Source organism: Pseudomonas syringae (genome assembly GCF_021606685.1).
Taxonomy (GTDB): domain Bacteria; phylum Pseudomonadota; class Gammaproteobacteria; order Pseudomonadales; family Pseudomonadaceae; genus Aquipseudomonas; species Aquipseudomonas syringae_R.
In genome coordinates, this window is record NZ_WKCB01000059.1 from 25,314 (window position 1) to 35,687 (window position 10,374).

Genomic DNA, 10,374 nt, shown 5'->3' on the forward strand with positions numbered 1-10,374 from the left:
CCCGCCTTGCCGATGGAGTACCTCTTTATGCTCGCTCATGCCGCTGTCTCGCAGCCCCCCGGTGTCCAGCCGTTACCGCTGGACGAACCCTACCTGCTGGAAATCGTCAACATCAGCAAAGGCTTTCCCGGCGTCGTGGCCCTGGCCGACGTGCAACTGCGTGTACGCCCTGGCACCGTGTTGGCGTTGATGGGCGAGAACGGTGCGGGCAAGTCGACGCTGATGAAAATCATCGCCGGCATCTACCAGCCCGACGCCGGCGAAATTCGCCTGCGCGGCAAGCCGATCGTATTTGAAACACCGCTGGCGGCGCAGAAGGCCGGGATCGCGATGATCCACCAGGAACTCAACCTGATGCCACACATGAGCATCGCCGAAAATATCTGGATCGGCCGCGAGCAGCTCAACAGCCTGCACATGGTCAACCACCGCGAAATGCACCGCTGCACCGCCGAGCTGCTGGCGCGTCTGCGCATCAATCTGGACCCGGAAGAACAGGTTGGCAACCTCAGTATCGCCGAGCGGCAGATGGTCGAGATTGCCAAGGCCGTGTCCTACGACTCCGACATCCTGATCATGGATGAACCGACTTCCGCGATTACCGAGAAGGAAGTGGCCCACCTGTTTTCGATCATTGCCGACCTCAAGTCCCAGGGCAAAGGCATCGTCTACATCACGCATAAAATGAATGAAGTGTTCGCCATCGCCGATGAAGTGGCGGTGTTCCGTGACGGCCACTACATCGGCCTGCAGCGCGCGGACAGCATGAACAGCGACAGCCTGATTTCAATGATGGTAGGCCGTGAGCTGAGCCAGTTGTTCCCGGTGCGCGAAACGCCGATTGGCGAGCTGTTGCTGTCGGTTCGGGACCTGCGCCTGGACGGCGTGTTCAAGGGCGTGTCCTTTGACCTGCATGCCGGCGAGATCCTCGGCATTGCCGGGCTGATGGGCTCGGGCCGCACCAACGTGGCGGAGACCATTTTTGGCATTACCCCAAGCGACGGCGGGCAGATCGAACTCGACGGCAAGGCGCTGCGCATCAGCGATCCGCATATGGCCATCGAACATGGCTTTGCGCTGCTGACCGAGGACCGCAAGCTCAGTGGCCTGTTCCCGTGCCTGTCGGTCCTGGAAAACATGGAGATGGCGGTGTTGCCGCATTATTCGGGCAATGGGTTTATCCAGCAGAAAGCCTTGCGCGCGCTGTGCGAGGACATGTGCAAGAAGTTGCGGGTGAAGACGCCCTCCCTGGAGCAGTGCATTGACACCTTGTCGGGCGGCAACCAGCAGAAAGCCTTGCTGGCGCGCTGGCTGATGACCAATCCACGTTTGCTGATTCTCGATGAGCCGACCCGGGGCATCGACGTCGGCGCCAAGGCCGAGATTTACCGGTTGATCTCTTTCCTCGCCAGCGAAGGCATGGCGGTGATCATGATCTCCTCGGAGCTGCCTGAAGTGCTGGGCATGAGCGACCGGGTGATGGTGATGCACGAGGGCGAGCTGATGGGCACCCTGGACCGCGCGGATGCGACCCAGGAAAAAGTCATGCAGTTGGCCTCGGGTATGTCCGTGGTCCACTGAAGAATTGCACAGAATAAGAAGGTGATTGGCTATGAACGCAATAACAGACAACAAGCCTGCCACGGCACCGGTCAAGAACCGGCGGCGACTGCCGACCGAGCTGAGCATCTTCCTGGTGCTGATCGGCATCGGCCTGGTGTTTGAGCTGTTCGGCTGGATCGTGCGGGATCAGAGCTTCTTGATGAATTCCCAGCGTCTGGTGCTGATGATTCTGCAAGTGTCGATCATCGGCCTGCTGGCGATTGGTGTGACCCAGGTGATCATCACCACGGGCATCGACCTGTCCTCGGGCTCGGTGCTGGCGCTGTCGGCGATGATTGCCGCCAGCTTGGCGCAAACCTCCGACTTTTCCCGCGCGGTGTTCCCGTCCTTGACCGACTTGCCCGTGTGGATCCCGGTGGCGATGGGCCTGGGGGTGGGGCTGCTGGCCGGTGCGATCAACGGCAGCATTATCGCCGTCACCGGTATCCCGCCGTTTATTGCGACCCTGGGCATGATGGTCTCGGCCCGTGGCCTGGCGCGTTACTACACCGAAGGCCAGCCGGTGAGCATGCTGTCGGATTCGTACACGGCCATCGGCCACGGTGCGATGCCGGTGATCATCTTCCTGGTGGTGGCGGTGATCTTCCATATCGCCCTGCGCTACACCAAATACGGCAAGTACACCTACGCCATCGGCGGCAACATGCAGGCGGCGCGTACTTCAGGGATCAACGTCAAGCGCCACCTGATCATCGTCTACAGCATCGCCGGTCTGCTCGCAGGCCTGGCCGGCGTGGTGGCCTCGGCACGCGCCGCCACCGGCCAGGCCGGCATGGGCATGTCCTATGAGCTGGATGCGATTGCCGCTGCGGTGATTGGTGGTACCAGCCTGGCGGGCGGGGTAGGGCGCATCACCGGCACCGTGATCGGCGCGCTGATCCTCGGTGTGATGGCCAGCGGGTTTACCTTTGTCGGGGTGGACGCATATATCCAGGACATCATCAAGGGCCTGATCATCGTGGTCGCGGTGGTGATCGACCAATACCGTAACAAGCGCAAGCTGAAACGCTGAATGAGCTTGAGGGTGGTGCACAACTAAATGCGGGAGGGGGTTTGCCCCCGATGGCGGTGGGTCAGTTGATAAATCTGTTGGCTGACATACCGCTATCGGGGGCAAGCCCCCTCCCACATTTGATAATCACCCGGCAGATCCAACCGTTTGTCTTCTATATAGCTCCACACACTTGAATTTCTTGCTATAAACGCACTCCGATAACCATTCGCCAAGCCCGTCCTGGTGCCTTTTGGGGGTATATCGGAAAAAATGCCTGTCTTTTCAGTTGCTGCGCCCTCAAGTCGGCCTTAGACTGCCGCCCCTCGTAAATTGAGTGCCGGGTGGCGCTTGGAATGGACGGCGCCCTTCCGAGACCTGCAAAGGTCGGCCGGAACGCTCCCTTATTCGCCTTAATGCACGTATTTTTTATAGAGAAATCAATGACAAAGGAAAAGTTGCTGGCCATGCCGGCGGATGACTACATGAATGCCGAACAGCACGCTTTTTTCGAGCAGTTGCTGCAAGACATGAAAGTGGAACACCACGAGCGCATTGAACAGAACCGTATCGCCATTGAAAGCCTGGACACCCCGGCCGACCCGGCTGACGCCGCTTCCGTTGAAGAAGAGCGTACCTGGCTGGTGAACGCCATCGACCGCGACCAGCGCATGCTGCCGCAGTTGGAGCGTGCACTGGAGCGCATCAAGGAAGACTCCTTTGGCTGGTGTGATGACAGCGGCGAGCCTATCGGCCTCAAGCGCCTGCTGATCAGCCCGACCACCAAGTACTGCATCGAAGCGCAAGAGCGCCACGAGCAGATCGACAAGCACCAGCGCCAAGCCTGATGCGCTGAAGCGGGGGCGCCGCGCCTGTGGCGCCCCAAGGCTATACCCGTTACACCCCGTCTATTGATCTGCTGCACGCCACCCCACTAAAGGCCCATGGATAATGGCCCGATAGTGGCGTTTAATGCAGCGACAATAATGACAATCAGCGGGGTAACGAAGATGGCTGGAGACGGATCTCTGATGGGCGCAGCAGTGCCACCGCACACGGTGGCGCGCGGGTTGCCCGGCTGGCTGACGCCGCTGATGCAGAGCACCGCCCTGGTGCTGGTATTGCTGGGCCTGGCGTTTGCCAGCCTGCCGTTATACCTCTGCCTGCCACTCGCCTTACTGGTCATCTGGCTGCCTCGCCTGAAAAGCCGTACACCCGTGCTTGCTTCTTCCGACGCCGTTGATTCCATCGGCGAGTTGACGCGCGACCTGTCCTACACCACCAGCCATAACGCGTTGTCCGCCGCCGGCGTGGCCTATTCGGTCAAGCAATTGGCGGCGCGCTTACAGTCGCAGTTGAGCGCCGCCAAACAGATTGTCAGCAGTGCCCAAGTGATGATCGGTACCGAAAAGGTCACTTCGCAGCTTAGCCGTGAGGCGCTCGAAGCCGCCAGCCAGGCGCACCAGCGCAGTACCCAGGGCCGCGAAGTGCTGGCCCAGTCGATCACCCGGATGCATCAGCTCAGCCAGCGTGCGAATGCCAGCCGCGAGCTGATCGAGGCGCTGAGCCTGCGCAGCGAGGAAATCCAGCGGGTGACCCTGGTGATCCAGTCCATCGCCAGCCAGACCAACCTGCTGGCGCTGAACGCGGCCATCGAAGCGGCGCGCGCTGGCGAACACGGACGTGGTTTTGCGGTGGTGGCGGATGAAGTGCGTGGGCTGGCGGGCCGCACCGCCACGGCCACCGACGAGGTGGGGGTGATGGTCGCGGATATCCAGCAACGCACCGCCCAGGTGGTGGAGCAGATTCGCCAGCTCTCGGCGGACCTGCACACCGGGGTCGAGCAGGTCGAGCACGCCGGCGAGCAATTGCAGAGCATCGCCAGCCTGGCCGCGGATGTGGAAGGGCAGGTCCATGAGATTGCCCAGGGCGCCGACACCAACCGCACCCAGCTCGACAGCCTCTTCCATGCCGTGGAGCAAATGCGCAGCGACCTCGCCGTGAGCGACCAGCAGACCCGCCAACTGGCTGACGCCGCCGTGCAGATGGAAGGGCAGGCGGAAACCATCAGCGAGCGGCTGGCGGAAGTCGGGCTGGATGACTATCACCAGCGCATCTATGACCTGGCGCGTGAAGGCGCGGGCCACATCGCCGCGCAATTCGAGGCGGATGTGCAGCAGAACCGGATCAGCCTGGACGACTTGTTCGACCGCAGTTACACGCTGATCCCCAACACCAGCCCGAGCAAGTACCACAGCCGTTTTGACGGTTACACCGATCAGGTGTTGCCAGCAATCCAGGAAGCGCTGCTGCCGCGTCACGAGGGCCTGGTGTTCGCCATCGCCTGCACGCCCCAGGGCTATGTACCGACGCACAACAAGGCGTTTTCCCAGGCGCTGACCGGCGATAGCCAGGTGGATGCGCTGCAGAACCGGACCAAACGCAAATTCGAGGACCGTACCGGCATTCGCTGTGGCAGCCATCAGCAAGCCGTGTTGCTGCAGACCTACACCCGCGACACCGGCGAACTGATGCATGACCTGTCGGTGCCGATCATGGTCAGGGGCCGGCACTGGGGCGGGTTGCGCCTGGGGTACAGACCCGAGGCGGCGCAGGGTGGGCGCTAGGGGTTATTGCGGTTGATGCAGGCGTTGGTTCAGCTCATCCACCGCCATTGCCCAATCGGCGTCATCACGCAGCTCTTCCTTGAGGAACTGGGCTTGCTGGGGGGACCAGAAGGGCGCATCGATCAGTTTCACGTCTTCAGGCAGCGGATGCGCGACAATAAACGCATCGATGGCCTCTGGGGATGACTCCAGGCCCAGTTGTTCGAACAGGGTTTCAAGGGTGGGGATTGGCGCGTCCATTATCGTTCTCCATGCAAGGGGGGATGTTATGCATGGGAGGCTTGTGACGCGGCATAGTTCTGTTGGAAATCGTTGTGCTGTGCTCAGGCGTTCAGTGCACCCGAATCCACCGCGCTTTTGAGGGCCTTGGCGGCGTCCTTTGCGGCGATGGCAGCAGCGTCGGCAGTCTTGAACCAGCGGTCTTTTTCCACTTGGTGGGTGGTGATCGTGGTCAGCGGTGGCTTGGCCCGCATCACAATGACCGCTTGAAACTCACCGTCTACCTCACGTACGTCGCCATGGATGAAAAATTCGCCGATATCAAATTCCGTCACGTATAGCCTTCCCTTGGAGATAACTGCACTGGTAGAAACCTGGGCCTGAGGCACAAACTTCAGTGGACGCGCCAGTATGGCAGTTGTTGCGGGTCGGCGGCGCAGTAAAGTCATCCGGGTGACGAAACGATCCCGCCATGGGGTTCATACAGGCTGGCTTCGAGTTTTTTCGCCAGTTCGCAGGCCTTGATATGGTCGCTGCGAAAGCCTTTGATTCGGCCGCTGATCACTTCACGGATATGGAAGAAGTTTCTGCCGGCGGGCACCACTTGGTAAAGCACTGCATTCTGTCCCCCGTCGCAGCCGCGCAAGCGGTAGTATTGGGTCTCGTCCTGACAGGATGAATGGGTGCGCGAAGACATAGCGTGGTAGGTGGTGTGTTGCATGGCCTGCTCCTTTCGATCTATCCGGTTGACCCAACTGTCGTATTTTGAGTGGTGTTGACCTGTGCAGCTGTTTTAGTATGTTGTCGGCAGCCCATGCCTGGTTCCACCGCCAAGTGTGTGTTTTTGTGCTGGTGTCGGAAATCTACGTTTTTAATTGGGTTATTCTCTGAAGTTGTTCGACCCGTATTCTCGGGCTGTTGAACCTGTGATCTCCTGTGATGCCTGATGACCTTGCACAAGGTCCATCGCGTACGCCTGTACTAGTCTTATGGCGCTACAGCGGGATTTTTCTTCAGTTTTTTTCAGTGCTCGTGCCGTGATGGCCGGTGTTTTTGTGCTGCCTGCTGCGGCGGACAGTGCTTTTTTCGATATGGGGGCGTTTCCTTGGCAGTCAGTAATCTGGATATGCACGCGTTATTCGTGCTGGGTGATTTGCGCGCAAAGTTGGTCAAACAGTTTCAATCCCGTTTCGTTTACGTCACTGAGCAGACGCCGGAAGGCATCTACATCGCCGAAATCGATACCGAGGCGGTGTTGGTGGTCGATGACAAACCACGCCTTGAGCTCAAAGTGGGTGATCATTTTCGCGCGGCGGTCTTGCCCAGTCGTGAAGGCGGCAAGTTTGAATTGAAGTTCCGCGACATCAAGTTGACGGTCTATGGCCTGGGCGACTACGCCTTTGTTTCCACCGCCGACGGACACGGCATTGTGTTCAAGGAAGGCCACAGCGTGATGCTGGTGTTTGCCGCCAACGAGCAACTGCAGGACGGCCTGACCAAAACCCTCAAGGCCGTGACCGGCAAGGCCGCCAAGTGGCGCAAGGGCGAACTGGTGACCTTCAAGGCCAGTGAGTGATTCATAAACACCGCGTACATTCTTATCTCCCGGAACCTCTACTACAGTTGAGTTGACTTAACTATTCAGAGGCTTCGCGCATAAGCAGCAAAGCCGTCCGCTATTGGCTGCGATATCGCGAGGTGCGAAGGCATGAAAGGATTGAGAACGCTGTTGGCTGCGTCCCTGACGACCCTGGGACTGTCGGTGGCCACGTTGCCGGTTTCGGCCGCCGAGGCACCGATACATTTCGCCGACCTGAACTGGGAAAGCGGCAGCCTGATCACCGAAGTACTACGGGTGATTGTCGAGAAGGGCTACGACTTGCCCACCGACACCTTGCCCGGCACCACCATCACCCTGGAAACCGCGCTGGCCAAGAACGATATCCAGGTGATCGGTGAAGAGTGGGCTGGCCGTAGTCCGGTGTGGGTCAAGGCCGAGGCTGAAGGCAAGGTGGTAGGCCTGGGCGATACGGTCAAGGGCGCCACCGAGGGCTGGTGGGTGCCGGAATACGTGGTCAAGGGTGACCCCGCCAAAGGCATCAAGCCGATGGCCCCGGAGCTGAAAAGCGTAAAAGACCTGGCACGTTACAAGGACGTGTTCAAGGACCCGGAGTCCCCAGGCAAGGGGCGTTTCCTCAACAGCCCCATCGGCTGGACCTCCGAAGTGGTCAATAAACAGAAACTCAAGGCCTATGGCCTCGACGACAGCTACGTGAACTTTCGCAGCGGCTCGGGCGCGGCACTGGATGCCGAAATCGCCTCATCGATCCGTCGGGGCAAGCCGGTGTTGTTCTACTACTGGTCGCCGACGCCGCTGATGGGGCGCTACAAGCTGATCCAACTGGAAGAACCACCGTTCGATGCCGAGGCCTGGAAGACACTGACGGATGCGGATAACCCCGACCCCAAGCCGACGCGCTCCTTGGCATCCAAGTTGAGTATCGGCGTGTCCACGCCGTTCCAGAAGGCACATCCGCAGATTGCCGCGTTCTTCGAAAAGGTCGAGTTTCCGATTGATCCGCTGAACCGGGCCCTCGCGACCATGAGCGAGCACCACACCGCGCCACGGGAAGTGGCGCAGGCATTCCTCAAGGAGCATCCTGAGGTGTGGAAAGCGTGGTTGACCGAAGACGTGGCGCAGAAGGTTGAAGCGAGTTTGAAGTAGTGCGCTGATCTCAAAGGTAATAGAAATCAAATGGTCGGAGCGGGCTTGCTCGCGAAGGCGGCGTGTCAGGTATACATTCTTCAACTGACACAGCGCCTTCGCGCTCCCCCCCTTTACCTGCATTGCAAATCCAGTAATTAAACAACCCGCCAATAGAGAGGCTTTTTTCAGCCAGAACCCTGACAACGTCGGCTTGAAAACAACGCGCTCGTCAGCTTCCGACGAAATACCTGCAAAAAATTCCATGGCGACTATCCTGTTTCGCACCTTTTCGGGGAGAACCAGCCATGAGTTTTGTCATCGCACGATGGATCGTCGGGGTCTTTACCTGCATCAGCATGGTGCACCTGTACTGGGCCGCCGGCGGCAAACTCGGCAGCCTCGCCGCCATCCCGCAACTGCCCGGCGAATTCGCCAGCGGACCACGCCCGGCCTTCAAACCCTCTGCGTTAGGCACTTTTTTGGTCGCGATGGGGCTGGTAGCGATTGCGCTGCTGGTCTGCCTGCGGGCAGGGTTGTACTTTTCAGCGGTGTCCCATGGCGCATTGCAATGGGGGATCAGTGCGATCGCCGTGCTGACGTTCGCCCGGGCGATTGGAGATTCTGAGTTGGTGGGGTTCTTCAAGAAGGTGGGCGGGTCGAGGTTTGCCAGGCTGGATACGTATTTTTACTCGCCGTTGTGTTTGGTGTTGGGGGTGGGGTTGTTGGTGGTGGCGTGGGGGTGATTTTCGTTTGGTTCGCCTAAGTCCCGGTTACGCAGTCATTGTCGTCCATATAGATCAAAAATGAAAATTTGTGTCCGTCACCCATAATGGATAGCCGGTCGTTTCAAATAAAAGACGTTCAAGCTTTCGCGAGCTTTCGATTTCACATGTGTCCTCTCTGTTGAAGGTTGGGTTTTGATTTTTCTATAGAATTATTTCCTCTCGTGAGGTTAGGTCTTTAATGTCGGGCTAACTTTTATGGTTGGCTCTATAGTGTTGTATCGAGGTTTTTTAACTGTTCTATTTTTGTTCGGGGACAGCGATTACGGTTGCATAAAGTACAGGTTGGACTTGGAGCCGATAATCTTTTTGGCCTTACCCTTTTGCAAATAGTCATTGAATTCACCCTCCAAAAATTCTCTGTCAGTATATTTTTTGAATCGGTGGGGTACTTCACAGGCGTACATATACAGTCTCCAAGAGTCGAACCCGTCTACCCTTTCGTCTGGTCCGTAATCGAAGTCGACACATATTTCAGAGAGGTAAACACTGCAGCCAATTCCATGTAGCTCGTAAGTTACGTCGTCAGTGACTGAGCCTCTTCGCGGGATTTTGTTGGAGCGCCATAGTCTCAGAATGTTTTTAGTGCCGAATGCTTTTTCAAGCAGTTCTGTCGATTTTTTTACCTGTGCTAAATATTCTGTTATCAAATTTTCAAGGGTTTGAGTATTCATCGTCTTGGTCTATCCAATCTATCAAGTCCAACTTGGTTTGACGCATCTACTACGTCTTTTATGCTGTTGAATGCTGCTTTGTGGGATTTGATGTCTCTGATTAGCTCTATCGTAACAGGCGTGTGTGTTTGTCTTGCGGCCGCAGCTCTGTGGTGCCCGTCAATAATATAGCGCCGCTGCTCATATTCGACCACTTCAATGGGTTCATTGATGTCATATCCGCTGCTTCGCATTTTGCGGGAGATTTCATCAACTCGCTTGGTTGAACGTTTTCCTTCGATGCTATGAGTTCTGTTCAATGTTTTACTATCGACCCCATGGATGAGAGGGGCAGATGGAAGCCCTTCATCTGCGTAGGCTTTTTGGCTTGGAAGCTCCTCATTTATTTTTGGTTTACAACCATCCCCACCGGGACAGGAATTTAATCCTGACGGATCCACCCACCCCGTCGGGTTAGGCACGTACTGGTACGCATTAATCCCACCCGCCAGCTTCACCGGGTCCGGCGTCAGGTAGCGACCAATATCCGGATTGTAGTAGCGATGGCGGTTGTAGTGCAGCCCGCTTTCCTGGTCGAAGTATTGGCCCTGGAAGCGCAGGGGGTTGTCGATTTTTCCGGCGTCGAGGCGGGCGATTTCGCCGTAGGCGCGGTAGTGGGCGGACCAGACGATTTCGCCGTCGGGGTTGGTGAGTTCCTGGGGCGTGCCGAGGTGGTCGAGTTGGTAGTGGTAGGGTTTGGTTTGTTTTGGAC

Annotated in this window: 12 protein-coding genes; 7 read left to right on the plus strand and 5 right to left on the minus strand. The window is 57.8% G+C overall.

Annotation, left to right across the window (positions count from 1 at the left end; genetic code table 11):
• The first annotated feature begins 27 nt into the window (after positions 1 to 27).
• The 4 genes from GIW02_RS20240 (at position 28) to GIW02_RS20255 (ending at position 5,241) form a co-directional block, all read left to right on the plus strand.
• Positions 28 to 1,581 carry a sugar ABC transporter ATP-binding protein gene (locus tag GIW02_RS20240; RefSeq protein ID WP_236418610.1) on the plus strand — a complete coding sequence of 518 codons (1,554 nt, stop codon included), beginning with the start codon at positions 28 to 30 and terminating at the stop codon, positions 1,579 to 1,581.
• Between the two features lie 31 nt (positions 1,582 to 1,612).
• Positions 1,613 to 2,635 carry an ABC transporter permease gene (locus tag GIW02_RS20245; RefSeq protein WP_032885788.1) on the plus strand — a complete coding sequence of 341 codons (1,023 nt, stop codon included), beginning with the start codon at positions 1,613 to 1,615 and terminating at the stop codon, positions 2,633 to 2,635.
• 422 nt (positions 2,636 to 3,057) lie between these two features.
• Positions 3,058 to 3,462 (plus strand): TraR/DksA family transcriptional regulator, encoded by a 405-nt coding sequence (locus tag GIW02_RS20250; RefSeq protein ID WP_010564800.1) that lies wholly within the window; start codon positions 3,058 to 3,060, stop codon positions 3,460 to 3,462.
• 546 nt (positions 3,463 to 4,008) lie between these two features.
• On the plus strand, positions 4,009 to 5,241 hold the full coding sequence (locus GIW02_RS20255; RefSeq protein ID WP_456361679.1) for a methyl-accepting chemotaxis protein: 1,233 nt from the start codon (positions 4,009 to 4,011) through the stop codon (positions 5,239 to 5,241).
• 3 nt (positions 5,242 to 5,244) lie between these two features.
• Here the strand turns inward: GIW02_RS20255 and GIW02_RS20260 are convergent, their stop codons facing one another.
• From GIW02_RS20260 to GIW02_RS20270, 3 genes are all read right to left on the minus strand, one after another.
• Positions 5,245 to 5,481 (minus strand): DUF2789 domain-containing protein, encoded by a 237-nt coding sequence (locus GIW02_RS20260; protein WP_236418607.1) that lies wholly within the window; start codon positions 5,479 to 5,481, stop codon positions 5,245 to 5,247.
• A gap of 83 nt (positions 5,482 to 5,564) precedes the next feature.
• Entirely contained in the window at positions 5,565 to 5,795 is a 231-nt protein-coding gene (locus GIW02_RS20265; RefSeq protein ID WP_236418606.1) for a hypothetical protein, read from the minus strand.
• A 110-nt stretch (positions 5,796 to 5,905) separates the two neighbouring features.
• A complete protein-coding gene (locus GIW02_RS20270; RefSeq protein ID WP_236418605.1) occupies positions 5,906 to 6,181 on the minus strand; it encodes a hypothetical protein in 276 nt (91 codons plus the stop codon).
• Between the two features lie 384 nt (positions 6,182 to 6,565).
• Here GIW02_RS20270 and GIW02_RS20275 point away from each other — a divergent pair, with 384 nt between their 5' ends.
• The 3 genes from GIW02_RS20275 to GIW02_RS20285 all read left to right on the plus strand — a co-directional run bounded on the left by GIW02_RS20275 (position 6,566) and on the right by GIW02_RS20285 (position 8,910).
• Positions 6,566 to 7,036, plus strand: coding sequence for a hypothetical protein (locus GIW02_RS20275; protein WP_456361678.1), 471 nt, complete (start codon positions 6,566 to 6,568; stop codon positions 7,034 to 7,036).
• Positions 7,037 to 7,168: 132 nt separating this feature from the next.
• Complete coding sequence (locus GIW02_RS20280) at positions 7,169 to 8,185, plus strand: ABC transporter substrate-binding protein (protein WP_236418604.1); 1,017 nt, start codon at positions 7,169 to 7,171, stop codon at positions 8,183 to 8,185.
• 287 nt (positions 8,186 to 8,472) lie between these two features.
• Complete coding sequence (locus GIW02_RS20285; protein ID WP_236422013.1) at positions 8,473 to 8,910, plus strand: DUF3995 domain-containing protein; 438 nt, start codon at positions 8,473 to 8,475, stop codon at positions 8,908 to 8,910.
• Positions 8,911 to 9,212: 302 nt separating this feature from the next.
• Here GIW02_RS20285 and GIW02_RS20290 read toward each other — a convergent pair whose 3' ends face one another.
• Together GIW02_RS20290 and GIW02_RS20295 are read right to left on the minus strand one after the other, a co-directional pair.
• Positions 9,213 to 9,623: a DUF6896 domain-containing protein gene (locus GIW02_RS20290; RefSeq protein WP_236420052.1), complete on the minus strand. Its 411-nt coding sequence runs from the start codon at positions 9,621 to 9,623 to the stop codon at positions 9,213 to 9,215.
• Positions 9,620 to 10,374, minus strand: a 755-nt coding sequence (locus tag GIW02_RS20295; protein WP_236422014.1) for an RHS repeat-associated core domain-containing protein, incomplete at its 5' end; no start/stop codon positions are given. The genes GIW02_RS20295 and GIW02_RS20290, both read right to left, overlap by 4 nt.

Coding starts and splice junctions, on each gene's coding strand:
- GIW02_RS20245 (WP_032885788.1), top strand. CDS start 1,613: ATGAACGCAATAACAGACAACAAGCCTGCCACGGCACCGGTCAAGAAC.
- GIW02_RS20260 (WP_236418607.1), bottom strand. CDS start 5,481: ATGGACGCGCCAATCCCCACCCTTGAAACCCTGTTCGAACAACTGGGC.
- GIW02_RS20280 (WP_236418604.1), top strand. CDS start 7,169: ATGAAAGGATTGAGAACGCTGTTGGCTGCGTCCCTGACGACCCTGGGA.
- GIW02_RS20285 (WP_236422013.1), top strand. CDS start 8,473: ATGAGTTTTGTCATCGCACGATGGATCGTCGGGGTCTTTACCTGCATC.
- GIW02_RS20240 (WP_236418610.1), top strand. CDS start 28: ATGCTCGCTCATGCCGCTGTCTCGCAGCCCCCCGGTGTCCAGCCGTTA.
- GIW02_RS20255 (WP_456361679.1), top strand. CDS start 4,009: ATGATCGGTACCGAAAAGGTCACTTCGCAGCTTAGCCGTGAGGCGCTC.
- GIW02_RS20290 (WP_236420052.1), bottom strand. CDS start 9,623: ATGAATACTCAAACCCTTGAAAATTTGATAACAGAATATTTAGCACAG.
- GIW02_RS20270 (WP_236418605.1), bottom strand. CDS start 6,181: ATGCAACACACCACCTACCACGCTATGTCTTCGCGCACCCATTCATCC.
- GIW02_RS20250 (WP_010564800.1), top strand. CDS start 3,058: ATGACAAAGGAAAAGTTGCTGGCCATGCCGGCGGATGACTACATGAAT.